Annotated in this window: 26 protein-coding genes and 2 pseudogenes; 13 read left to right on the forward strand and 15 right to left on the reverse strand. The window is 67.8% G+C overall.

Features of this window, described 5'->3' with window-relative positions:
• The first annotated feature begins 145 nt into the window (after positions 1-145).
• From MTBSS4_RS11995 to MTBSS4_RS12005, 3 genes are read left to right on the forward strand one after another with little or no spacing between them, the layout of a single operon-like run.
• Positions 146-421 (forward strand): YciI family protein, encoded by a 276-nt coding sequence (locus tag MTBSS4_RS11995; RefSeq protein ID WP_173983641.1) that lies wholly within the window; start codon positions 146-148, stop codon positions 419-421.
• Positions 421-840 carry an EVE domain-containing protein gene (locus MTBSS4_RS12000; protein ID WP_173983642.1) on the forward strand — a complete coding sequence of 140 codons (420 nt, stop codon included), beginning with the start codon at positions 421-423 and terminating at the stop codon, positions 838-840. Before MTBSS4_RS11995 ends, MTBSS4_RS12000 begins: the two co-directional genes overlap by 1 nt.
• Positions 837-1,637 carry an ion channel gene (locus tag MTBSS4_RS12005; RefSeq protein WP_173983643.1) on the forward strand — a complete coding sequence of 267 codons (801 nt, stop codon included), beginning with the start codon at positions 837-839 and terminating at the stop codon, positions 1,635-1,637. Before MTBSS4_RS12000 ends, MTBSS4_RS12005 begins: the two co-directional genes overlap by 4 nt.
• On the opposite strand, the gene MTBSS4_RS12010 is transcribed toward MTBSS4_RS12005, so the two are convergent.
• Positions 1,638-2,075, reverse strand: coding sequence for a nucleoside deaminase (locus MTBSS4_RS12010; RefSeq protein WP_254432517.1), 438 nt, complete (start codon positions 2,073-2,075; stop codon positions 1,638-1,640).
• A gap of 92 nt (positions 2,076-2,167) precedes the next feature.
• Between MTBSS4_RS12010 and MTBSS4_RS12015 the strand changes: the two genes are divergently transcribed.
• Both MTBSS4_RS12015 and rsmD read left to right on the forward strand, forming a co-directional pair.
• Positions 2,168-3,106: a pseudouridine synthase gene (locus tag MTBSS4_RS12015; protein ID WP_173983644.1), complete on the forward strand. Its 939-nt coding sequence runs from the start codon at positions 2,168-2,170 to the stop codon at positions 3,104-3,106.
• Entirely contained in the window at positions 3,081-3,671 is a 591-nt protein-coding gene (gene rsmD / locus MTBSS4_RS12020) for a 16S rRNA (guanine(966)-N(2))-methyltransferase RsmD (RefSeq protein ID WP_173983645.1), read from the forward strand. The genes MTBSS4_RS12015 and rsmD overlap by 26 nt, the downstream gene beginning before the upstream one ends.
• Here the strand turns inward: rsmD and MTBSS4_RS12025 are convergent.
• From MTBSS4_RS12025 to MTBSS4_RS12090, 14 genes are all read right to left on the reverse strand, one after another.
• Complete coding sequence (locus tag MTBSS4_RS12025; protein ID WP_173983646.1) at positions 3,622-5,646, reverse strand: bifunctional diguanylate cyclase/phosphodiesterase; 2,025 nt, start codon at positions 5,644-5,646, stop codon at positions 3,622-3,624. The two genes, rsmD and MTBSS4_RS12025, sit on opposite strands and share 50 nt — an antisense overlap.
• Positions 5,647-5,790: 144 nt before the next feature.
• On the reverse strand, positions 5,791-6,597 hold the full coding sequence (gene fabI / locus MTBSS4_RS12030; protein WP_217425539.1) for an enoyl-ACP reductase FabI: 807 nt from the start codon (positions 6,595-6,597) through the stop codon (positions 5,791-5,793).
• Positions 6,598-6,696: 99 nt separating this feature from the next.
• Positions 6,697-7,734, reverse strand: a complete 1,038-nt coding sequence (locus MTBSS4_RS12035; protein WP_173983647.1) for a glycosyltransferase — start codon at positions 7,732-7,734, stop codon at positions 6,697-6,699.
• A gap of 3 nt (positions 7,735-7,737) precedes the next feature.
• Complete coding sequence (locus MTBSS4_RS12040; protein ID WP_173983648.1) at positions 7,738-8,028, reverse strand: type II toxin-antitoxin system RelE/ParE family toxin; 291 nt, start codon at positions 8,026-8,028, stop codon at positions 7,738-7,740.
• Complete coding sequence (locus MTBSS4_RS12045) at positions 8,025-8,309, reverse strand: CopG family ribbon-helix-helix protein (RefSeq protein WP_254432518.1); 285 nt, start codon at positions 8,307-8,309, stop codon at positions 8,025-8,027. The genes MTBSS4_RS12040 and MTBSS4_RS12045 overlap by 4 nt, the downstream gene beginning before the upstream one ends.
• 56 nt (positions 8,310-8,365) lie before the next feature.
• Complete coding sequence (locus MTBSS4_RS12050; protein WP_173983650.1) at positions 8,366-9,121, reverse strand: glycosyltransferase family 2 protein; 756 nt, start codon at positions 9,119-9,121, stop codon at positions 8,366-8,368.
• Positions 9,118-10,269 (reverse strand): glycosyltransferase family 4 protein, encoded by a 1,152-nt coding sequence (locus MTBSS4_RS12055; protein ID WP_173983651.1) that lies wholly within the window; start codon positions 10,267-10,269, stop codon positions 9,118-9,120. Before MTBSS4_RS12055 ends, MTBSS4_RS12050 begins: the two co-directional genes overlap by 4 nt.
• An 11-nt stretch (positions 10,270-10,280) precedes the next feature.
• Entirely contained in the window at positions 10,281-10,973 is a 693-nt protein-coding gene (locus tag MTBSS4_RS12060) for a polysaccharide deacetylase family protein (protein WP_173983652.1), read from the reverse strand.
• Between the two features lie 91 nt (positions 10,974-11,064).
• The gene (locus MTBSS4_RS12065) at positions 11,065-12,189 is read right to left on the reverse strand and encodes a glycosyltransferase family 1 protein (RefSeq protein ID WP_254432519.1); all 1,125 of its coding nucleotides are present in this window, start codon (positions 12,187-12,189) and stop codon (positions 11,065-11,067) included.
• Positions 12,186-12,569: a type II toxin-antitoxin system HicB family antitoxin gene (locus tag MTBSS4_RS12070; RefSeq protein WP_173983653.1), complete on the reverse strand. Its 384-nt coding sequence runs from the start codon at positions 12,567-12,569 to the stop codon at positions 12,186-12,188. The genes MTBSS4_RS12065 and MTBSS4_RS12070 overlap by 4 nt, the downstream gene beginning before the upstream one ends.
• Positions 12,570-12,572: 3 nt before the next feature.
• On the reverse strand, positions 12,573-12,764 hold the full coding sequence (locus tag MTBSS4_RS12075; protein ID WP_173983654.1) for a type II toxin-antitoxin system HicA family toxin: 192 nt from the start codon (positions 12,762-12,764) through the stop codon (positions 12,573-12,575).
• 39 nt (positions 12,765-12,803) lie between these two features.
• Positions 12,804-14,030 (reverse strand): DUF2478 domain-containing protein, encoded by a 1,227-nt coding sequence (locus MTBSS4_RS12080; protein ID WP_173983655.1) that lies wholly within the window; start codon positions 14,028-14,030, stop codon positions 12,804-12,806.
• The gene (locus MTBSS4_RS12085; RefSeq protein ID WP_173983656.1) at positions 14,027-14,758 is read right to left on the reverse strand and encodes a class I SAM-dependent methyltransferase; all 732 of its coding nucleotides are present in this window, start codon (positions 14,756-14,758) and stop codon (positions 14,027-14,029) included. The genes MTBSS4_RS12080 and MTBSS4_RS12085 overlap by 4 nt, the downstream gene beginning before the upstream one ends.
• Positions 14,755-15,249 carry a tRNA (cytidine(34)-2'-O)-methyltransferase gene (locus tag MTBSS4_RS12090; RefSeq protein ID WP_368667781.1) on the reverse strand — a complete coding sequence of 165 codons (495 nt, stop codon included), beginning with the start codon at positions 15,247-15,249 and terminating at the stop codon, positions 14,755-14,757. The genes MTBSS4_RS12085 and MTBSS4_RS12090 overlap by 4 nt, the downstream gene beginning before the upstream one ends.
• Positions 15,250-15,402: 153 nt before the next feature.
• Between MTBSS4_RS12090 and petA the strand changes: the two genes are divergently transcribed.
• From petA to MTBSS4_RS12125, 8 genes and pseudogenes are all read left to right on the forward strand, one after another.
• Positions 15,403-15,957, forward strand: a complete 555-nt coding sequence (petA, locus tag MTBSS4_RS12095; protein WP_173983657.1) for a ubiquinol-cytochrome c reductase iron-sulfur subunit — start codon at positions 15,403-15,405, stop codon at positions 15,955-15,957.
• 11 nt (positions 15,958-15,968) lie between these two features.
• Positions 15,969-17,201 (forward strand): annotated as a pseudogene (locus tag MTBSS4_RS22400) (cytochrome bc complex cytochrome b subunit); the annotation flags it as partial.
• 111 nt (positions 17,202-17,312) lie between these two features.
• Positions 17,313-17,966 (forward strand): annotated as a pseudogene (locus tag MTBSS4_RS22405) (cytochrome c1); the annotation flags it as partial.
• A 105-nt stretch (positions 17,967-18,071) separates the two neighbouring features.
• Entirely contained in the window at positions 18,072-19,025 is a 954-nt protein-coding gene (locus tag MTBSS4_RS12105; RefSeq protein WP_173983659.1) for an acetyl-CoA carboxylase carboxyltransferase subunit alpha, read from the forward strand.
• Positions 19,022-19,756: a glycosyltransferase family 2 protein gene (locus tag MTBSS4_RS12110; protein ID WP_173983660.1), complete on the forward strand. Its 735-nt coding sequence runs from the start codon at positions 19,022-19,024 to the stop codon at positions 19,754-19,756. Before MTBSS4_RS12105 ends, MTBSS4_RS12110 begins: the two co-directional genes overlap by 4 nt.
• A complete protein-coding gene (locus tag MTBSS4_RS12115; protein WP_217425540.1) occupies positions 19,753-20,472 on the forward strand; it encodes a TVP38/TMEM64 family protein in 720 nt (239 codons plus the stop codon). Before MTBSS4_RS12110 ends, MTBSS4_RS12115 begins: the two co-directional genes overlap by 4 nt.
• Entirely contained in the window at positions 20,469-21,047 is a 579-nt protein-coding gene (locus MTBSS4_RS12120; protein WP_173983661.1) for a BON domain-containing protein, read from the forward strand. Before MTBSS4_RS12115 ends, MTBSS4_RS12120 begins: the two co-directional genes overlap by 4 nt.
• A gap of 36 nt (positions 21,048-21,083) precedes the next feature.
• Positions 21,084-23,594, forward strand: coding sequence for a cation:proton antiporter (locus tag MTBSS4_RS12125; protein ID WP_173983662.1), 2,511 nt, complete (start codon positions 21,084-21,086; stop codon positions 23,592-23,594).
• Positions 23,595-23,596: the final 2 nt, after the last annotated feature.

Genomic DNA, 23,596 nt, shown 5'->3' on the forward strand with positions numbered 1-23,596 from the left:
GATCCGGCCTTACCGCCGTTTCCAGACACCCCCGGAAGGCGACTTCCGGGGGTGTCTTCATGATGGGGCCGCCGCGCCCGGCCCTTCCATCCGGTCCGTCCAGGCGGTAGTGTGTCGCCAATTCCCCTGAACGGAGTGCCAGACCATGTTCGTGGTCACCTGCAAGGACAAGCCCGACCATCTCCAGACCCGCCTGGACAACCGTGCCGCCCATCTCGAATACTGGCGCGCCCGCATCGACATGCTGGTGATCGGCGGTCCGATCCAGACCGAGGACCGCCAGTCCATGGTGGGCAGCATGCTGGTGGTCGACGTGGCCGACCGCGCCCAGCTGGACGCCCTGCTGGCCGACGATCCCTATGTCAAGGCCGGCCTGTTCGAAAGCGTCGCCATCCTGCCCTACCGAAAGGTCCTGCCCTGATGGCCCACTGGCTGGTCAAGTCCGAACCGGCCAGCTGGTCGTGGGACGACCACGTCCGCAAGGGCGTGCAATACTGGGACGGGGTCCGCAATCATCAGGCCGCCGCTAACCTGAAGGCCATGAGGCTGGGCGACCGCGCCTTCTTCTACCACTCGGTCGAGGAAAAGCGCATCGTCGGGGTGGTCGAGGTGGTGCGGGAGGCCTATCCCGATCCCACCGACCCGGACGGAAAATGGGTGGTGGTGGATTTCAAGGCGCTGATGCCGCTGCCCCGCCCGGTCACCCTGGCCGAGATCAAGGGCGACCCTCGCCTGGAGCATCTGGCCCTGGTCCGCCAGTCGCGCCTGTCGGTCGCCCCGGTGGACGCCGCCGCGTGGCGGCTGCTGTGCGCCCTGGGGGGGCTTGAACAACCGGAATGACCGCCCGCCTGACCGATACCGACCGGCTTGTCCGCATCCATGGGCTGCGTGGCCGGGTCCAATTCCTCTACGAGGCCCATTCGGGCTTCCGCAACGGCATCATCGCCTTCGATCTCGCCACCGTGCTGTTCTTCCTGGCCACCACCTTCATGCCCATGGAGGACTGGATCCGGTGGACCGATTACGCCATCGGCTCGGTGCTCGGCCTGGATCTCGCCTGCCGGGTCTGGGTCGCCCGCGATCGCCGCCGCCTGGTGGTGTCGCTGTGGACGCTGATCGACGTCGTGGTGATCCTGACCATGTTCGCGCCGCTGATCGCCGGCGGCTATGGCTTCCTGCGGATCATGCGGGCCCTGCGCCTGCTGCGCAGCTACGCCCTGCTGCGTCAGGCCCGCGCCGCCCATCCCTGGGTCGCCGCCAATATCGAGCGGCTGGAGGCGGCCACCACCCTGCTGGTGTTCATCTTCGTGGTTTCCGCCTTCGTCTACGTGGATCAGGTGGGCGAGAACAAGGCCGTCGCCAATTACCTCGACGCCGTCTACTTCACCGTCACCACGCTGACCACCACCGGCTTCGGCGACGTGACGCTGGTCGGCCAGGACGGCCGCCTGCTGTCCATCATCATCATGGTGGTCGGGGTCGGCCTGTTCGTCCGCTTCGCCCAGGCGATGTTCCGTCCGATCAAGGTCCATGTGGAGTGTCCGGCCTGCGGCCTGACCCGTCACGACTTCGACGCCGTGCACTGCAAGCATTGCGGCGGCATAATCCACATCCGGACCGAGGGGCACGGCGACTGATCAGCGCCGCGCCTGGAAGAAGCGGCGCAGCATCTCGGCCGCCCGCCGTTCCTCGATGCCGCCATAGACATCGGGACGGTGGTGGCAGGTGGAATGGCCGAACACCCTTGGGCCATGCTCGACGCCGCCGCCCTTGGGGTCGTAGGCGGCGAAGTACAGGCGCCTGACATGGGCGAGGGCGATGGCGGCGGCGCACATGGGGCAGGGTTCCAGGGTGACGTAGAGGTCGCAGCCGTCCAGCCGTCCGCCCGTTCCGGCCGCCGCCGCCCGGATGGCCAGCATCTCGGCGTGGGCGGTGGGGTCGGACAATTCCTCGACCCGGTTGCCGGCGGCGGCGATCACCGCGCCGTCCCTGACCAGGACGGCGCCCACCGGCACCTCGCCGCGCAGGGCGGCGGCCTCGGCTTGCTGAAAGGCGATCTGCATGAACCCGGTCATGGGCTTCGCTTTAGCATGGCTTCGCCACCGGCGGAAAGGTATAGGAGGGGCGGCGGGATTATGATGACCGCCTTCGTGGAGACCTGCCGATCATGACCGAGGAAAAGGGCGAACGGATCGCCAAGCGTCTGGCCCGCGCCGGATTGTGCTCGCGTCGCGAGGCCGAGCGCTGGATCGAGGCCGGCCGCGTGGTGGTCAACGGCTCCAGGCTCGACAGCCCCGCCTGCGTGGTGGGACCGGGCGACATGGTGATGGTGGACGGCCAGCCGCTGGGCGAGCCGGAGCGCACCCGGCTGTGGCGCTATCACAAGCCGGCGGGTCTGGTCACCACCCACAAGGACCCGGAAGGCCGCGCCACCGTGTTCGACAAACTGCCCGAGGGCATGCCCAGGGTGGTCTCGGTGGGGCGTCTCGACCTCAATTCCGAGGGGTTGCTGCTGCTGACCAATGACGGCGAACTGGCCCGCAAGCTGGAATTGCCGTCCAACGCCTGGGTGCGGCGCTATCGCGTCCGCGTCCACGGCGAGGTCCGCGACGAGGCGCTGGCCCGCCTGGACAAGGGCGTGACAGTCGATGGCATTACCTACGGCTCGATCAAGGCGACGCTGGACCGCCAGCAAGGCGCCAACGCCTGGCTGACCGTCTCGCTGCACGAAGGCAAGAACCGCGAGATCCGCAAGGTGATGGACTTTCTGGGTTGGCCGGTGACCCGCCTGATCCGCGTCGCCTACGGCCCGTTCCAGTTGGGCACCCTGGACGAGGGCGCGGTGGAGGAGGTTCCCGGCAAGGTGCTGCGCGAGCAGATGGGCGAGGGCAAGCCGGTGCTGCACTCCAGGGCCGAAGCCAAGCCGGCCGGCGAGCGCGAGAAGGAGCAGCGCGTCGCCGCCCGGGCCCGCAAGCAGAAGCTGGCCGAGGACAAGCGCCTCGCCGAAACCCGCAAAAAGCCCTATTACGCCGCCGATGGCACCAGGACCGAGGCGCCGGCCGTCCGGATGAAGCCGAGCAATGCGAATCGTCGCCGGACTCCATAAGGGCCGCCGGCTGGAGGCTCCTCCCGGCCTGACGGCTCGTCCCACCGCCGACCGGGTGCGTCAGGCGCTGTTCGATATCCTTTGTCACACCGATCTGGTGGAGATGGAGGACGCCGTGGTGGTGGATTGCTTCGCCGGATCGGGGGCGCTGGGGCTGGAGGCTCTGTCGCGGGGCGCCGCCCACGCCAGCTTCATCGAACTGCATCCCCGATCCATGGCCGCCATCCACGCCAATATCCGGGCACTGGGAGAGGATGCCCGCGCCAGGGTGATCCACGCCGACGCCGCCCGCCCGCCGCCCGCGTCCCGGCCCTGCACCCTGGCCTTTCTCGATCCGCCCTACCATTCCGGCCTGGCGGTCTCCTGCCTCGAGGGTCTTGCCGCCCGGGGCTGGCTGGCCGACGGCGCCCTGGCGGTGGTGGAAATCGCCGCCGACGAGGAGATCGCCGCCCCCGCCGGCTTTGCCGTGGCGGACCGGCGCGACCGTGGCGCCGCCCGGCTGGTGTTCCTGCGGGTTACGGCAACGGCTTCGGCATGCCGACGTGGAACCCCTGGCAGAGATTGATTCCCATGTCGCGCAGCAGGGTCAAGGTGGCCTCGTCCTCGACGAATTCGGCCAGGGTGACCATGCCGAATCGCTTCGCCATGGAATGGATATGCTCGACCATGATGCGGTCGCGCTCGTCGGTGACGACGTGGCGGATGAACGATCCCTCGATCTTGACGTAATCGGCGGTGATGTATTTGAGGTAGAGGAAGGACGAGAACCCGCTGCCGAAATCATCAAGAGCGAAGGCAAGGCCCATGGCGCGCAATTCGTTGATCATGGCGACGATGTCGCCGAAATGGGGCAGGGCCTCGCGCTCGGTGATTTCCAGCACCAGACGCGAGGGCGGGATGCCGGCCTCGGCGAGACGGCGGGGAATCGCCATCATGTGATCGCGATTGGTCAGGCTCTTGGCCGACAGGTTGATGAACAGCCGGGCCTCGCCCAGCCGTCCCGATTTCATGGCCTTCAGCGATTGGGCGAACATCGTCTCGTCGATCTCGCCGGCCAGCCCCAGTTCCTCGGCCGCCTCGATGAAGTCGCCGGCGCAGATGGCGCGGTCGCCGTCGATGACGCGGGCCAGCACCTCGTAGGCGAAGACGCCGCCGTCGGCGCAGGAGACGATGGGCTGGAAGAAGGGAACCAGCCGTCCCTCGGCCAGGGCGGCGCGGACCAGTTCGCCCTGGCTGAAGATGACCGAGGTGGTGTCGTCGCTCTCGCCGATCGCCGCCACCTGGTTCTTGCCTGACCGCTTGGCCTTGTACAGCGCCACGTCGGCGGCGATGGACAGCTTTTGCAGGTCGTCGGCATTGCCGGGAAAGGTGACGAAGCCGATGCTGGCGGTGATGCGAACGCCGCCCACCGGCAGGCCCAGCGCCAGATCGGCGATGGTCTGGCGCAGCTTTTCGGCTACCCGGGCGCCTTCGGCCGGATCGGTCTCGGGCAGCAGCGCCGCGAACTCGTCGGCGCCGACGCGGGCCAGGACGTCGGTGCGGCGGACCTCGCGCAGCAGCACGCTGGCCAGTTCGCGCAGCACCAGATCGCCGATGGGATGGCCGAAGGTGTCGTTGATGTTCTTGAAGTCGTCCAGGTCGATCAGGGCCAGGCAGAAACCGTGGCCGTGGCGTCTGGCCCGTTCGACCTCGTGGCTTAGAAACTCGTCGAATTTGCGCCGGTTGTAGAGCCGGGTCAGCGGATCGCGGACCGACAGGTCCTCCAGCCGGTTCCGGTAGTCCTCGACGGTGCGCAGCAGCCGGTTGAAGTATTCCGAGAGGTCGGCCACCTCGCTGATGATGCCGTCGGTCTCGACCCGGCGGGTCAGGTCGGTGTGCTGGATGATTTCCTGCATCAGTTCGACCATGCGGGTGATGGGTCGGGCCACGAACAGCTTCAGCTTCAGGTATAGCACCAGCGACAGCAGCAGCATGATGCCGACGAAATAGGCCAGCACCGTGTTCAAGATGTAGTCCAGCGACACCTTGAGGGCGTGGATGGGATAGATGATGTCGATGACGCCGTTGATGTCGCCCACCGAGGCGGTGACATGGCAGTCCAGGCATTCCTCGCGGGCCTTGACCGGATAGAGATAGCGGATACCGGTCTCGCCGGGGATCAGCATCTCCTGGCCGGTTTCCAGCACCTTTTGCAGCATGGGGTCGGCGCGGATGATGGCGAGGTCGCTGCCCATCTCGCCGAATTGCTCGATCACCGACGGCCCGCGGATGACGTCGACCGTCAGACCGGGCAGGGCGACCTGAAGACGCTTGATCACCTCGGTGATTTCGCCCTTGCTCCACCCCTTGCGCATGGCGGCGTACAGGGTCTCGAACACCAGGGCGGAGGTCTGGCGGGCCTCGTCGCGGGCAAGGTCGCGGATCGATTTCTCGCGCACCTCGCCGGAGATCAGCAAGATCACCCCGAAAGCCAGGGCGGTGGCGAGCAACGACAGCAGGAACACCACCTTGGTGATGCTGATCCGGGCCGGTTTGTGCACTGGCTATCCCCCCGCGACCGAAAGGCCCGCCCTCCCTCGGGATGTGATAGCCCCAACCCCCTTGTTCATGCAATTGAAATGCATGCGCCGGTTTCCACCGCCCCGCCGAAGCCTTGCGGCCAACCGGGAGGGCGGTGGCGGTTCTTATCCGACGATATGGGCGCCGCCGTCGATGAACACGGTGGTGCCGGTCACCGACTTGGCGAGATCGCTGACCAGATAGGCGGCGAACGAGCCGCAATCGTTGATGTCGGCCAGCTGGTGGGTCGGCGCCCGGGCGGCGGCCTCTTCCATCATCTCGTCGAAGCGGGCGATGCCCGAGGCGGCGCGGGTCTTGAGCGGGCCGGGCGACAGCGCCAGCACCCTGATACCCTTGGGGCCGAGTTCGTGGGCCAGGTACTTGGTGGTGCTTTCCAGGGCGGCCTTGACCGGTCCCATGACGTTGTAATGCTCGACCACCTTGCGGCCGCCGTAGAACGACACCGTCATCAGGCAGCCGCCCTTGTCCATCAGCGGCTCGGCCAGCTTGGCGCAGCGCACGAACGAGAAGCACGACACGTCCATGGCGAGGGCGAAGCCCTCGCGCGAGCAATCGGTCACCCGGCCGTGCAGGTCGTCGCGGTTGGCATAGGCGATGGAATGGATGACGAAGTCGAGCCGCCCCCACTTCTCCTCGATGGCCTTGAACACGGCCTCGAGCTGCCCATCCTCCCGCACGTCGCAAGGCAGGTAGATGGGGGCCTCCAGCTGTTCGGCCAGCGGCCGGACGAAGCGGTCGCTCTTCTCGTTGAGATAGGTGACGGCCAGTTCGGCGCCGTAGGCGCGGCAATGCTTGGCGCAACCGAAGGCGATGCTCTGCTCGTTGGCGATGCCGATCACCAAACCCTTCTTGCCCTTGAGGCCGAGAAGCTGGACCGGGTCGGCGGCGGAAATGGTCACGGGACCGTTCATGAGGGCAGGCTCCTGCATCTGATTGTGCAGTGCAGCATAGCGGGGCGGCGACATGGCCTCAAGCGGTATGGCCGTCGGTGGAAAATTATCACCCATGCGTCACAGTCGGGCGATGCGCTCGAAGTCCCGGGCGGCGTCGTCCCAGCGCCACGAGCGCTGGCGTTCCAGGCAGGCCCGGTGCATGCGCCGCCACAGGGAATCGTCGGTCAGCAGGGAAAGGGAGGCCGAGACGAAGGCTTCGTCGTCGGGGACGCAATGGCCGGTGACGCCGTCCACCACCCGTTCGCGCATGCAGGCGATGTCGCGGAGCACCGCCGGAACGCCCATGGCCTGGGCCTCGGCCACCGCCGAGCAGAAGGTCTCGCCGATATCGCCGCGATAGAGCAGGGCGCGGGCCTGGGCCAGTTCGCCGACCAACTGGCTCTTGGGGACGGGGCCGCGCAGGATCACCCCCTGGCCCGCCAGGGCGGCGGCGCGGTCCAGCACCGGTCCCATGCGGCCGGCCTTGGCGGCCCCCGCTGCGCCATAGGTGGCCATGCCGGCGAAGACGTGCAGTTCGGCGTTGGGCACATTCGGCCGGATGCGGCTCTCCCACAGATCCAGCAGCCAGTCCAGCGAGCGCATGGGATTGGAGGTGAAGACCACGCGGGGCGGCGGCGGTTCCGCGTGTTCCTCGGCATGGCAGAACAGGTCGGTCAGGCCATAGGGCACGATCTCGCGCCCGCCGGCGAAGGCCCATCCGGGATAGGTGGAGGCGTGGCTGGCCCCCGAGAACACGATCACCGGGCGGCGAGCCGCCAGTTTCCACTGATAGCGCCATTTCAGCAGGTAGCCGGCGGGATTGTGAATCCAGAAGATGGTCGAGCGGGCATCGGGACACAGCCGGATCAGCCGGTCGCCGCGATTGGCGATGTAGAGATCGGCGGAATCGGGCACCCCCCGGGACAGGGGGCGCCAACTGACGCCCTTGTGGACCCGTTCCGCCTCGCATTTGTTGCACACCAGCACCTCGTGGCCGCGCGCCGCCAGGGCGTTGGCCATCTCGATGAACGAGGTCTCGGCCCCGCCCAGCGGCCGTTCCTCCAGGGTGGCGCCGTCGAACGCGATGCCGTCGTCGGTCATGACGATGCGGGCCATGTCTTAGTCCTTGCTCCTGTCGGCCTGGCGACCGTGGCGGATATGGATGATTTCCGACTCCCCCCGGCGCAGGCGCACGGTCAGGACATAGGGACCGATCACCATCCGCCGCGTTCCCGGCGCACGGCCCTGCGGCCCGATATTGGGATAATCGGCCAGGGTCTGGCGGGCGGCGCGGATCATCTTGGAAATCTTGGCGGCGGCATCGGGATTGCGTTCGGAGATGTAGGCGATTTCGGCCAGATACCAAGTCTGGGCGGCCGGCGACATACGGGCCAAACGGGGAGACGTCATCCGGCCTTCCTGGTCAGCCGGGCCTCTGCGGCGGCGATGATGGCGTCGGCCTCATCCATCACCGTATCGAAATCGACGCCCTCGCCCCGGTCCAGGGCGGCGATGCCCTCGGCCTCGGCCAGGGTATCCGACCCCTCCTCGCTTTCCAGGTATTGCTTGAGGGCGCGCAGCATCATCCAGGACCGGTCACGTTCCATCGCTTTCGCCATGGTGTCATAGGCCTCCACCAGATCGGCGGGGACGCGCAGCGACACTTGAATCTTGGCGGCGGGCTCGTCCATGGCAAAATCTCCCAGCATGCGTTGTCATACATCGTATCACGGCGCATGCCGGCGTCCTACTCCTTCTCGTGCTTGGCCTTGAGGTGCGACAGCATGGGGTAAAGAGCGGCGCAGGTGGCGATGATGAAGCCATAGCCGCCCTCCTTCCAGCCGCCGCGCCGCACATAGCACTTGAAGAAGCGCGAAGCCATGCGCCGCACGTTGCTGAGGGTGCCGCCCCAGGTCTCGCCGCGCTCGCGCAGGTCGCGGGCCCGGGCGGTGGAGTAGGAATCCAGCCGGCGGATCATGTCCGAGATGTTCTTGTCGACGTAATGCAGCAGCCGGTTTTCCAGCATCGGCCCCTTGGCGCCGCGCCAGACCAGCGAGGGGTGGACGCGGTCGTTGCCCCAGGTCTTGGCCTCCTTCCGGAACAGGCCGGGATAGGCGGCCTTGCCGTAGCTGGCGCCCCAGCCGTGCCGCACCAGACGTTCGCCGATGAAATTGTCCACCGGGATCTCGTGCCAGGCGAAGGCCGAACCGGCGATCACCCGGCGGATTTCCTCGGCCAGGGCGGGCGGCACATGTTCGTCGGCGTCCACCTCCAGCACCCAGTCGGTGGCGCAGGCGGCAATGCCGGTGTTGCGGCGCTCGCCTTCGCGGTCCCACGTTCCCTCGACGATGCGGGCACCGAATTCCAGCGCGATCTCCCTTGATCGGTCGGTGCACTTGTCCAGCACGACCACCACTTCGTCGGCGAAGCCGAGCTTCTCCAGGCAGGACGGCAGCCGCTTCTCCTCGTTGCAGACCACCACCAGGGCGGTGAGGGTGGTCATATCCCAACTCCCCGGAAGCGGGGAAATGAGCGGCTTCGGGCATGGGTCATGGCGGTGCGGTAGGTTTCCAGGGTCTGGTTCATGCGGTGGTCGAAGCGCATGGTCTCCTCCGCCATCCTGCGGGCATTGGCGGCGATGCGGGCGGTGGTCTCCCCGTCGGTCATCACCGCCGCCATGGCCTCGGCGAGGCAGGCCGGATCGGCCGGCGGCACCAGCCGGCCGGTCTCGCCGTCGAACACGATTTCGGGAACGCCGCCGACGGCGCTCGCCACTACCGGCTTGCCGGTGGCGAAGGCCTGGACGGCGACGCGGGGCTGGGCCTCGGTCAGCGAGGGAATCACCACGGCGTCACCCATCTGCATCAGTTCCGACACGTCGTCGCGATAGCCGGTGAACATCACCCGGCCGGTCAGGCCGCGGGCCTCCACCTGCTGGCGCAGGCCGGCCTCGTAGCCGGCGCATTCGGCGGTGGCCGAACCGACGATGACCAGCAGCGGCGCCAGTCCCTTTCCTCCCAGCAGGGCCAGGGCGTCGATCAGGTGATCCTGGCCCTTGTCCGGACGGATCATGCCGACGCAGACCCAGGCATAGGCGGTCTCGGGCAGGCCCAGCTCGGCCCGGAGGCGGGCGCGGGTGGTGACCGGGTCGGGCAGGGCGAAGAAGCGTTCGTCGGCCCAGCCGCCGATGGAGACCGAGCGCCTGGGATCGGCCAGCCCGATCTCCATCAGGTGGCGGCGGGTGCATTCGGCGACGGTGATGATGTGGTCGGCGCCCATGCGCCACTGCATGCGGCGGATCATGGACGGTTTCAGGGGCTGGTTGACGTGGCGCGAACGCACCACGGCGCACAGGTCCAGGCAGGCGGCGGCGGCCTTGGCGTCGCGGGTGACGTGGGTGTCGATCACCTCGATACCGCATTCGATCGCCAGCTTGCGCAGGGCACGGACGGTGGACGGGCGCCAGGGACGGTCGAAGTCGAAATCCACCACCGGCAATCCGGCCGCCTCGGCACGGCGAAAGGACTCGCCGTCGGCGGGCGAGGCCAGCCACACCGCGTGGCCGTTGGTCTTCAGCCAGCGCACCTGCTCGATGGTACGATGCTCCATGCCGCCCCAATTGCGTCCGGGAATGGTGTGAAGGATGCGCAAGCGGCGGACTCCTAGGTCAGGACGAAGCGGCGCCACCACCCTTGCGGCGGTGGTTCCGGCAGCACGACGGATCGCAGGCCCTTTTCCGCCAGCCCCTCCAGCAGCAGGCGCAGCAGGGTGATCGTGACGGCGGGCTTGAAGGCGGCGCCGGGGCGCTCGTTGATGGGCTGGTCGTGCATCAGGATGATGCCGCCGGGCAGGCGGGGGTCGTTCATCAGACGCTCGACCTCGCGGCGGCATTCCGGCTCGACGTGCTCGGGCGCGGCGCAGCGGGTGGAAATCATGTGGTCCTCGGTGCTGGGGCCCCAATGAACCACGGCGCAGCCCGGCTGCCAGCGGTTCAGGGTACGGTGGACGCGGGCGTTGCGCCAGCCGCCGTTATAGGGCAGCCGCACCAGATAGGGCTGCGGCGTCGGGCGGTGGCGGGCCAGCAGCGCCTCGCAGCGTTCCATGTCCTCCATCAGCCGGCGGGGGCTTTCGCGGTCGAGGCGGACGTGATCCCAGCCATGGGCGTAGACGGCATGGCCGCGTCGCACCGTCTCGGCAACCAGCTCATCGGCGGCGACGGCACGGCAGCCGCTCATGAAGAAGGTGGCCTTGGCGTCGAAGCGGTCCAGCAGGTCCAGCATGGCCGGCATGGAATCCGGCATGGGGGCGTCGTCCACCGTGATGGCGACGCTGGCCGGGTCGGCGAGGTGCCGCATGGCGGGCCGCCAGTTCCCCAGGGACCAGGAGAGTCTCAAAATTCATGTCCTCTCAAGTTCGGCGGCATGGTGCCATGGGCCCGGCGGCACATCAATCCTTCGCCGCCTCGCCGAGCACCGCCGCGACCCGCTCCGCCGTCCTCTCCCACGAGAAGCAGGCGGCGCGGGCCAGCCCGCGGTCCGAGACCTCGCGCCACAGGCCGGCGTCATTCAACAGCCGGCCGATCTGCTCGGCCAGATGGGCGTCGTCTCCGGGCCGGGCCAGCAGGGCGGCGCCGCCGGTGACTTCCGGCATGGCGGCGGCGTCCGAGCACACCACCGGAAGGCCCGACGCCATCGCCTCGACCAACGGATTGCCGAAGGTCTCCACCAGCGAGGGGAACACGAACACCGAGGCCCGTCGGTACAGTTCGGCCACCTGCTCCGGGCTTTGCCCCCCCAGGAAGGCGATTCGCCCGGCGATGCCCAGTTCGGCCGCCAGTCCTCTCAGCGAGGCGGCGTAATCCGGGTCCAGTTCGCGCCCGGCGATGTCCAGCCGCAGCTCGGGATGGTCGGGAACCAACCGGGCCACGGCGCGCAGCAGGGTCTCGAAATTCTTCTGCACATAGACGTCTGACACCGCCAGCAGCCGGCCGGGAAGGCGGGCGGCGTCGGTTTCGGGCGGGTGGAAGATCGGGCCGATGCCATGGTGGACCACCGACAGGCGGGAATCCTCGGGCAGGCCGAACACCCTCAGGAAGGTTCGTCCGGCGTGGGCCGAGACCACCATGGCGCGGCGGCAGGTCCTGAAGCAGGCCCAGGTCAGCCGCTTGACCGCCCACCAGTACAGCCGCTTGGCGGGGCGCGGGTCCAACTCGGTGACCTCGAAGGCGTTGCGCAGCAAGATCACGGTGGGTGGGCCGAGGATGGGGCCGTAATTGGCCGGCGAGAACACCACCCGTGCCCCGATCCGCCGGGCCAGCAGCGGCACCGAAAGCTGTTCCTGCGCCAGCACGGTGGCCAGCTTGCCCCGGACGGGCAGCACATGCAGGGTGAGGCCGGCCGTCGCCTCGCAGACCGGGCGGACGTCGGCCTCCTGATCGGCCTGGATCGCCACATGAACGTCCATCTGGCAGGCCAGCAGCGGCAGCACGTTGCGCAGATAGGTCAGGCCGCCGCCGCTCTTGGAATGAACGGCGTTGATCAGGACGCGGAGAGAGGCGGGCGGAGAGGTCACGAGGCCAGCTTGGCCTCCGCCGCTTCGACCAGGAACCGGGAGCGGTTGCCGCCACTGACCGCGTCGATCCGGCCAAGCAGGCTGCGGGGCAAGGTGATGTTGACCCGCTCGGCCTTCAGCAGATCGGTATCCAGCGGAACCAGCACCATGACCGCATCCTCGCGCAGGGGATCGGACAACAGGGATTCCATGCCCGATGGCGGCGGAACCGGATCGCCATCGGCCGTCATCACCGCCACATGTCCGGTCAGGGCCTCGGCCGCCATGGCCAGGGCCTCCTCCACCGTATGGCCGGCACTGACGCAGCCGGGGAAGTCGGGAAAATCGATCCCATAGTCGCTGTCGGAATCCTTGCGCAGATAGGCGACATAGGCAGTCATGGGTCACCTCGACAATTTCAGGCCGCACTGGCGCTCGATCGCCCGGACCGTTCCCGACGGCAGATCCCGTTTAGGGTGGGGCACCGTCACCAGACCCGGCTTGGCCGGATGGCGGAAATGGTGGTGGCTGCCGGTGACCCGCTTCAAAATCCAGCCATCGGCCTCAAGCGCCGAGATGATCTCGCGGCTATTCATGTGTGTATCATTACACACAGATCCTGCGTATTCAAGGGATCACCCGATCCGTCGCAGGGTGGCGGTGCGGCCGAAGCGCTTCAGGTCCTTGGCGCCGCCACCCTCGGCCACCACGCGGGCCATGCCGTCCCCGTCCTCGACGATCAGACCGGACAGCACCTCGATGCCGTAGGAAAACAGCCGTTCGGTCATCGGCGCGCCCGGTCCCACCAGGGCGATCCGGGCATGGCGCGCCAGGACCAGCAGGCGGGGCAGCGAGCGGTTGGCCAGGGTGGCCGAGGTGATGAGGGCGGCGTCGGCGACCGGCAGCAGGGTCTCGGCCGCTTCCTCGGGATACTGGCCGGGGCCGGGACGGCGGTCGATGACCCTGGCGCCGGGCAGGCGTTCGGCGATGGCGGGAAAGGCGCCGATCACCACGGTCTCGCCATCGGGGCGGCCGAAGCTGTCGAGGCCGTTGCCGATTTCCGTCTCCAGGTCGAAGCGGTTGTAATGGGCGTTGCAGGCGGCGATGCCCAGCGACACGTCGAAATTGCTGTCCGAGGTCACCAGGGCGGCCAGATCGCGCAGCGAGCCGTCGGTGCGGTTGCCGGCCCTGGGGGCGCCGAGGCAGCCCGGCGTGCCGCGTTCCGGCGTCTGCGCCAGGCCGATGCCGTGGGGACCTTCGACCATGGTCCAGTTGACCCCCACCACCACCCGGCGGATTTCGCCGTCGGGAACCCCCTGGGCGAGGTCGGCGTAGAGGCGGCGCGGTCCCCACCAACGCCACAGGGCGTCCAGGGTGGGCGGCAGCAGGTCGGTGCGGCCGCCGGTGAAGGCGATCCACTGTTCGATCAGCACGCCGGGCACCGCCACGATCACCGGCACGCCGCCGGCCGCCGCCGCCAGCATCTCGGCCGCCAGTCCCTGGCCCTCGCATTCGGATTTGGAGAACTTGTTGACGAACAGCAGGTCGGTCTTGGCCTCGATGGCGCGGCGTACCGCCCCCGAGGCCTCGGCCAGCGCCTGGGTGTCCAGGATGCAGGCCTTGGACGCCTTGCCCAGCGCCTGGCCGATGGAGATCCGATGGCCGGTGTCGATCTCGGTCACCAGCATGTCGGTCTTGCGACCGTCATCGCCCTTGATGGTGTGCTGAAGCAGTCCGCCGACATTGAAGCCGCGCGCCTTCAGGCCGGCGGCGAATTCGGCCAGCAGCCGCTCCGGCGGCTTGCCGGGGGGGTAGATCACGGCGCCGATGGGGGGGGTGCCGGCGGGGGGGGACAGGCTCATGGCGGTGAAAATCCTTGGTTGGTCTGCTCTTGCAATTTCCGCGTCACCCAACCGCCGAAGCACAGCGCCCGGAAATAGGGGGCGGGTGGGCCGAAGCCGGCGGCGGCCAGCAATTCGGCCAGCCGGGCCTCGGTCAGGGGATGGAAATCGCGGTCGACATGGCGGAACCCCTTGTCCACCTCGATTTCGGGAATGCCTGCCGCCAGTTGCAGATGGCGCCACCAGCCTTTCAACTGTCCCTGCCAGGGATCGTCCCGATCCCCGAACAGGTCGGCCAGCACCAGCGGCGCGCCCGGCCGGAGATGGGCGGCGATTTCCTCCAGCAGGGTTTGCTTGGCGCCGTCGTCGGGCAGGAAATGCAGCACCAGCAGCAAGGTGGCGGCATCGAACGGTTCGAGCCCGGGCAGGTCGCCGACCTTGGACGGATACAGCCGCACCCGGCCGCCCAGGCCGTGCCGGGCGATCTTGGCCTCGGCATGGGCCAGCATCTCCCTGGCGGGGTCGACGCCCACCACGGCCAACTCGGGGCAGTCTTGCGCCAGGGCGACGCATTCGATTCCGGTTCCCGCGCCGACCACCAGGACCCGCCCCCGGCCGGCGGTGGCCTCGGCGACGATCTGGCACGACAGCACATGCAGGGCGTCGTAGCCGGGAATGGCTTCGCGCACCCGCCGGTCATAGGCCTCGGCCCGGTCCCTGTCCCAATGGCGGACGGTGTCGACGCTCATGCGCAGGATCCCTCCTCAGGCCTTTCCTCGGGAAAGGCGCCCAACTGGCGCAACGCCTCGCCGACCGCCATGGCCGCCGCCATGGCCACGTTGAGCGAGCGCGCCTCCGGCCGCATGGCGATGCGAAGGCGCGCTTGGGCGGCCCCGGCCACTTCGGATGGAACGCCAGCGCTCTCCCGTCCCACCATGATGGTGTCTCCCGGCCGGAAAGAAAAGCGGTCATGGCGATGCTCGCCCCGCGTGGTCAGCAGAATCAACCGCCGCCCCTCGGCCGCCAGCCGTTCGCGGAACGACGGCCATGACGGATGGCGGACGTAGCTGGAATGTTGAATATAATCCATTCCGGCGCGTCGGACTTTACGTTCGTCAAGGACAAAGCCGCAGGGTTCGATTATATCGACCCCGACGTCCAGGCAGGCCGACAGCCGCAGCAGCGCGCCAGCGTTCTGCGGAATATCCGGCTGGTACAGGGCGAGACGCAGGGGAACCATGGCTTGAACGCTCCGCAAACAGCGCGCCGGACCGGACGGGCTTGGAACTTCTGTTGTATTAGGTAACGTTGATACATGTGGACTCGGCAGTTGAATCAGGGCTGCCGATGTGGTTAATAGTCGCGCTTTCGCGGGCCAACAAGAGGTTAAGTCATGGCTGATCCGGCACATAATGCCCAGCCCTCGCCGGTGGATGGGCAGACGCGGCGGGATTTCCTGCTGTACGCCACATCCGCCGTCGGCGCGGTCGGGACGGGCATCGCACTCTGGCCGTTCGTGCACAGCATGAACCCGGCCGCCGATACCCTGGCGCTTTCCACCACCGACGTGGACATCTCCATCATCCAACCCGGCCAGTCGGTGACCGTGGTCTGGCAGGGCAAGCCGGTCTTCGTCCGCCATCGCCTTCCGGAAGAGATCGACGACGCCGGCAAGACCGCCATGGCCGACCTGCGCGATCCCCAGAAGGACACCGACCGCGCCCAGAAGCCGGAATGGCTGGTGCTGATCGGCGTCTGCACCCATCTGGGCTGCGTGCCGCTGGGGCAGAAGCCCGCCGATCCCAAGGGGGAATTCAACGGCTGGTTCTGCCCGTGCCACGGGTCGCATTACGACACCTCCGGCCGCATCCGCAAGGGCCCGGCTCCGACCAACCTGCCGGTGCCGCCCTACAAGTTCACCAGCGACACCGCCATTCGGATTGGCTGAGGGGACACGTCATGAGTGGCTTCAAGAGCGACAACAAGGTGGTCAACTGGATCGAGGATCGGTTGCCCATCTTCTCGATGATGCAGCACAGCGCCATCGACTATCCCACCCCCAGGAATCTGAACTACTGGTGGAACTTCGGTTCCCTGGCCGCGGTGATGCTGATCATCATGATCCTCACCGGCCTGTTCCTGGCCATGAATTATTCGTCTCACACCTCGCTGGCGTTCGATTCGGTCGAGCGCATCATGCGCGACGTGAATTACGGCTGGCTGCTGCGCTACCTGCACGCCAACGGCGCCTCGATGTTCTTCATCCTGGTCTACATCCACATCTTCCGCGGCCTCTATTACGGTTCGTACAAGGCCCCGCGCGAGATTCTGTGGTTCATCGGCATCGCCATCTACCTGGCGATGATGGCGACCGGCTTCATGGGCTACGTGCTGCCCTGGGGGCAGATGTCGTTCTGGGGCGCCACCGTCATCACCAACCTGTTCTCGGCCTTCCCGGTGGTCGGCGACTACATCGTCACCCTGCTGTGGGGCGGGTTCGCGGTGGACAATCCGACGCTGAACCGTTTCTTCGCCCTGCACTTCCTGCTGCCCTTCGTCATCGTCGGTCTGGTGGTGCTCCACGTCTGGGCGCTGCATTCGGTGAAGTCGAACAATCCGCTGGGCATCGACATGAAGGGGGCGCAGGATTCCATCCCGTTCCATCCCTACTACACCATCAAGGACCTGTACGGCATCGGCGTGTTCCTGATGTTCTACATGGCCTTCGTGTTCTGGGCGCCCAACTTCTTCGGCGAGCCTGACAACTACATCCCGGCCAATCCCATGGTGACGCCCGCCCATATCGTGCCGGAATGGTACTACCTGCCGTTCTATGCCATCCTGCGCGCCTTCACCATGGACATCTGGTTCATTCCGGCCAAGCTCCAGGGCGTGGTGGCGATGTTCGCCGCCATCCTGATCCTGTTCGCCCTGCCCTGGCTCGACACCTCCAAGGTGCGCTCGGCCAAGTTCCGGCCGCTGTACCGCCAGTTCTTCTGGCTGTTCTTCGCCAATTGCATGGTCCTGGGCTATGTGGGCGGCAAGCCGGCCGAAGGCGTCCTGATCGTGGTGGGCCAGCTCTGCACCGCCTACTACTTCGCCCACTTCCTGGTGATCATGCCCCTGCTCGGCTGGTTCGAGAAGCCGAAGCCGCTGCCGGCCTCCATCAGCCAGCCGGTGGTCAAGGCCGCCGCCCTGGGCCTGATGATCCTGGTGGGGCTTGCCGGGTTCTCGGGCAATGCCCAGGCCGCCGGCGGGGCCATGCCGCCCTTCAAGCAGCCCGAGGGCGGCTTCTCGTGGGAAGGCGTGTTCGGCAAGCACGACCAGGCGTCGCTGCGGCGCGGCTGGCAGGTGTTCCACGACGTCTGCTCGGCCTGCCACTCCATGAAGCTGGTGGCCTACCGCAATCTCGCCGACCTCGGCTTCACCGAGGACGAGATCAAGGCCATCGCCGCCGAGAAGGAAGTTCGGGACGGTCCCAACGACGAGGGCGAGATGTTCATGCGTCCGGCCCGTCCGGCCGACCGCATCGTGCCGCCCTTCGCCAACGACAAGGCGGCCATGGCCGCCAATGGCGGCGCCCTGCCGCCGGACCTGTCGCTGATGAACAAGGCCCGCCCGAAAGGTCCCTACTACGTCTACTCGCTGTTCCTGGGCTACGAGGACGCGCCGCCGGAAGGCGTCACCATTCCGGACGGCAAGTTCTTCAACCACTACTTCCCCGGCAACGCCATCAGCATGCCGGGCGTGATCGCCGACGACGTCGTCACCTATGCCGACGGCACCAAGGCGACCAAGGAGCAGATCGCCAAGGACGTGGTCACCTTCCTCAACTGGGCCGCCGAGCCCGAGTTGGATACCCGCAAGAGCATGGGGTTGAAGGTGATGCTGTTCCTGGCCGTGCTGACCGCCATGCTTTACGCGCTGAAGCGGCAGATCTGGAAGGACGTGCACTGATCCCATCCGGGAAACCGGAGATCGCGGCCGCCGTCGGAAACGACGGCGGCCGTTTCGTTTCTCTCCCCTTGCCCCGAGGCACGGGTGCTTGTATGACATTGCCCCATGCATATCCTTGAATTCGAAAAGCCCATCGCCGAGCTGGAGGGCAAGATCGAGGAGCTGCGGCATCTGTCGGACAGCGGTGACGTCAACATCGCCGACGAGGTCAGCAAGCTCCAGGCCAAGGTCGACAAGCTGCTGCGGTCGACCTACGCCAAGCTCACGCCCTGGCAGAAGACGCAGGTGGCCCGCCACCCCGAGCGGCCCCACGCGCTGGTCTACATCAATGCCCTGATCGAGGATTTCACGCCGCTGGCCGGCGACCGCGCCTTTGGCGAGGATCAGGCCATCATCGGCGGTCTGGGCCGGTTCCGCGGCCATTCGGTGGTGGTGATCGGCCACGAGAAGGGCCACGACACCGAAAGCCGCATCCGCCACAACTTCGGCATGGCCAAGCCCGAGGGCTATCGCAAGGCCATCCGCCTGATGCGCATGGCGGACCATTTTCAGATTCCGGTGATCACCCTGGTGGACACCGCCGGCGCCTATCCCGGAATCGAGGCCGAGGAGCGCGGCCAGGCCGAGGCCATCGCCCGCTCGATCGAGACCTGCCTGGACATCCGGGTGCCGCTGGTGTCGGCCATCATCGGCGAGGGTGGATCGGGCGGAGCCATCGCGCTGGCCGCGGCCAATTCGGTGCTGATGCTGGAACACGCCATCTATTCGGTGATCAGCCCCGAGGGGTGCGCCTCGATCCTGTGGCGTTCGGGCGACAACGCCAAGGATGCCGCCGAGCAGCTGCGCCTGACCGCCCAGGACCTCCACAAGCTGGGAATCATCGATTCGGTGGTGCCGGAACCCATGGGCGGGGCTCATCGCAACATCGATCTGATGTTCCAGACCCTGTCCATGTCGCTGGATTCGGCGCTGCGCGACCTGTCCGGAACCGAGGGCGGGGTGCTGCGGGCCTGGCGCCGCGACAAGTTCCTGGAGATGGGGCGGGCGGGCCTGTCGTGACCTCTGCGGCGGTCATCGAACTTTCGGTCGTGGTTCCGGTCAAGAACGAGGCCGAGAACATCCTGCCGCTGCTCGACGAGATTCATGGCGCGCTTCAGGGCAAGGTGGAGTTCGAGGTCGTCTACGTGGATGACGGCTCGGACGACGCCACCCCCCAGGCGTTGACCCAGGCCGCCGACATCCATCCCCGCCTTCGCATCGTTCGCCATCGCCAGTCCTGCGGACAGAGTCAGGCGGTCGCCACCGGGGTGAGGCACGCCGCCGGCCATCTGATCGCCACCCTGGACGGCGACGGCCAGAACGATCCCGCCGACCTGCCGGCCATGCTGGAACGCTGGCGGTTCGCCCCCGACGCGGTCCGCCCCCGCCTGATGGTCACCGGCTGGCGCGCCGCCCGCCGCGACAATTCCATCCGCCGGCTGTCGTCGAAGGTAGCCAACGGCGTCCGTTCCAGGCTGCTGCGAGACGGCATTCCCGATTCCGGCAGCGGCATCAAGCTGCTGCCGCGTGACTTGTTCCTCGACCTGCCGCGCTTCGACCACATGCACCGGTTCATGGCCGCCCTGGTGATCCGTGCCGGCGGCACGGTGGAGACGGTCAAGGTCAATCACCGCCCGCGTGAGCGCGGCACCTCCAAATACGGGGTGTGGAACCGGCTGTGGGTCGGCATCGTCGACCTGCTGGGGGTGATGTGGCTGATGCGCCGGTCGCGCAATCCGGTGGTTGAGTGACGCGCTCGCGCCATCCTTTGTTGCGTCCCCGCGTCCTGCTGCGTGGACTGGTGCTGATCCTCACCTTCGCCGCCATCGGCTTTCTGATCGAGGGAATGGGACTCCGGGATGCCCTGGACACCCACTGGATCGATTCCGAGGTCAGGGGCAAGGGACTTGGCGGCGACGCCCTGTTCGTGCTGGTGGGCGGCCTGTTCATCGGAATCGGCCTGCCGCGCCAGGCGGTGTGCTTTCTGGCCGGCTATGCCTTCGGCTTCGCGGAGGGCCTGGCATGGGCCACCCTGGCCTCGCTGACCGGCTGTGTCGGCGCCTTCTTCTACGCCCGCTTCATGGGCCGCGCCTTCGTCACCAGCCGCTTTCCCGAGCGTATCGCCCGCGTCGATTCGTTCCTGGCCGGCAACACCTTCTCGATGACGCTGCTGATGCGGTTGCTGCCGGTGGGCAGCAATCTGCTGACCAATCTGGCCGCCGGCGTGTCGGGGGTGCTGGCGGTGCCGTTCTTCCTGGGGTCGGGGCTGGGCTATCTGCCCCAGACGGTGGTGTTCGCCTTGCTTGGCAGCGGCATTCAGGTCGATCCGGTCTTTCGTATCGGCGCCAGCGTGATATTGTTCGTGGCCTCCGGCGTGATCGGCGTCTGGCTGTTTCGCCGTTATCGCCATGGGCGACACCTTGATGCCGCCACCGAGGCGGCCCTTGACGAGAATGGCGAGCCATGAAGACCCGTCTGTCCCTGCTGTTGCTGCCCGTTCTGCTGCTGGCCGCCTGCGCCGCCCCCCCGCCTCCCTCGCCGCCCCAGCCATCGGCGGTGAAGCTCGACCCGATCGGCCGGGTGATCCGCGCGCGCGGCGAACGCGACCAGGACGACGCCATGGGGCGCGGCATCAGGACGGCGCTGCTCCAAGATGATTCCGCCGCCTTCAAGGGGGTGTCGGTGCTGGCCTGGGATGGCGTCGTGCTGCTGAGCGGGGCGGTGTCCAAGCCCGAGCATCGCCGCCGCGCCGCCCGGATCGCCCGCGACCGGGATGGCGTCCGCGTCGTCCATGACGGCCTGGTCCTGGCCGAAGATCCCGGCGCCGTGACCTATCTGGCCGACACCGGCCGGGAGCGGCGCATCTTCGCCGGCCTGATGGGGAACGACGATATCGCCGGCGCCTATGTGGTGCGGGTGGTCAACGGCATCGCCACCCTGCTGGGAACCACCCGCTCCGCCGCCGACCTCGCCAAGGCCAGCGCCTTTGCCCGCGACGTCGAGGGCATCAAGTGGGTGGTGGAGCATGTCGAGGTCCGCTAGGCGGGCGGGCGTTCACGGAAAAAGGGGCGGGCATCCATGCACGGCATAGCGACGGTGATGCTTGGCGTGACCGGGCTCCTGGCGCTGGTGACCCTGCTGGTGCCGGTGGCGGCGCGGGCCAACGTGGCGTTCTCGCTGGTGCTGGCCGCCGCCGGCATCGCCCTCGGCGTCGTCATCGACAACGTGCCCATGCTGGGCCTGGGCGGTCCCATCGACGATTTCCTGGCGGCATTGGGGCAGTTCGACCTGTCGTCCGAGGCCTTCATCCTGGTGTTCCTGCCGGTCCTGCTGTTCGAGACCGCCATCGTCATCGACGTCCGGCGCCTGATGGACGACATCGCCCCGATCCTGGTGCTGGCGGTGGTGGCGGTGCTGGTGTCGACCTTCGTGGTCGGCTTCGCCCTCGGCGCGGTCACCGACATGGGGATCATCGCCTGCCTGCTGCTGGCCGCCATCGTTTCGACCACCGATCCCGTCGCCGTGGTCGCCATCTTCCGCGATCTCGGCGTGCCCCATCGCCTCAGCCTGCTGGTGGAAGGCGAAAGCCTGTTCAACGACGCCGCCGCCATTTCGCTGTTCGCCCTGTTCCTGGGCATGTTGACCGGCGAGCGGCAGGCGGACGTGGCGGACGGCGTGCTGGTGTTCGCGCGGGGCTTCGCCGGCGGGCTGGCGTTCGGCTATGCCTGCGGCCGCCTGGTGTGCTGGAGCTTCACCCTGCTGCGCGGCCAGCGCGCAGCCGAGATCACGGTCACGGTGGCCGCCGCCTATCTGGTGTTCCTGCTGGGCGAGCATTACCTGCATGTCTCGGGAGTGGTGGCGGTGGTGACCACCGCCCTGGTGATCAGCTATCAGGGCCGCACCCGCGTCTCGTCCGAGACCTGGTCCAGCCTGATCGACGTCTGGGGACAGGTCGGATACTGGGCCAGTTCGCTGATCTTCCTGCTGGCGACCATGCGGGTTCCGGGCATGCTGGCGGGGATGGGGCCGGGGGATTTCGGGGTCCTGGCGGTGCTGATCGTCTCGGCCCTGGCGGCCCGCGCCCTGGTGCTGTTCGGCCTGTTTCCCGGCCTGACGGCCCTGGGCTGGGCCGCGCCGGTGGGGGTGCCGCTGCGCGCCGTGGTGCTGTGGGGCGGCCTGCGCGGCGCCATCTCGCTGGCCCTGGCCCTGGCGGTGGTGGAGAACCCCCGCATCACTCCGGACGTGAAATCCTTCATCTCGGTGATGTGCACCGCCTTCGTGCTGTTCACCCTGTTCGTCAACGCGCCGCTGCTGCGGCCGCTGATCCGGCTGTTCGGGCTGGACCGGCTGTCGCCGTCGGACATGGCGGTGCGCGGCCGCGCCATCGCCACCGCCCTGACCGAGGTGCGCCGCCGGGTGACCGATGCCGCCGCCGATTACGGCATCGAGCGCGAGCTTGCCGTGGAACTGGCCGACGGCTTCACCGGCCGCCTGGGCGCGGCCGAGGCGCAGGTGGCCGGCGCGGTGGCGCTGAGCCCGGCCGAGGATATCCGCAGCGGCCTGATGATGCTGGCCGACCGCGAGCAGGCCATCTATCTGCGCCACTACCGCGAGGGCACGGTGTCGGGGCGCATCACCCGCGCCCTGCTGGCCGGCGCCGCCCGGCTTCAGGATGGGGTCAAGACCGATGGCGGCCGCGGCTATGATGCCGCCCATGCCGGCTTCCTGGCGTTTTCGTGGCGTTTCCGCCTCGCCCTGGCGCTGCATCGCCGCGCCGGCTTCGAAGCGCCCCTGGCCACCGAGATCGCCAATCGCTTCGAGGTTCTGCTGATGGTGCAGGCCGCCATCCGCGAACTCATGGAATTCGCCTGGACCAAGCTGCCGCTGATGGTTTGCCGCGACGCGGCCCAGGCCATCACCGCCACCGTCGCCGAACGCATGGACGCGGTGGATACCGCCCTGGCCGCCTTGCGGCTGCAATACGGCGATTTCTCGCGCGCGCTTCAGCTTCAGTACTTGGAACGCGCCGCCATCCGCATCGAGGAGGCGGAGTATCACCGTCTGCGGACCGAGGCGGTGATTGGCCACGAGGTCCTGAACGATCTGCTGTCCGATCTGGCGCAGCGCGGCCGCCGTCTGGCCCGGCGGCCTCCCCTCGACCTCCAGCTGGAGGCGGAGGGGATGGTGGCCGGGGTTCCGGCCTTCGCCGGGTTCCAGCCGCGCCAGTTGGCCGAGATCACCCGCCTGCTGCGCCCTGTCCTGACCGTGCCCGGCGAGGTCGTCCTGCGTCGGGGCGATGCCGGCGACGCCATGTACTTCATCGCCTCCGGCGCCGTCGAGGTCCGGGTGACGCCCAATCCGATCCGCCTGGGCAGCGGCGACTTCTTCGGCGAAATGGCCCTGGTCTCGCAAGGCCGCCGAACCGCCGACGTGGTTGCCCTGGGATTTTGCTCGCTGCTGGTTCTTCAGGCCAGGGACTTCAACGCCTTGCTGGCGGCAAGCCCGGAATTGCGCGACCGCATACAGAAGACGGCCCGGCAGCGCCTGAACGCCGTGCCGGGCAAATCCGCTTTCCGTCCGGGGCAATGACG

It is taken from the genome of Magnetospirillum sp. SS-4, from assembly GCF_902729425.1.
In the GTDB taxonomy this organism is placed as follows: Bacteria; Pseudomonadota; Alphaproteobacteria; order Rhodospirillales; family Magnetospirillaceae; genus Phaeospirillum.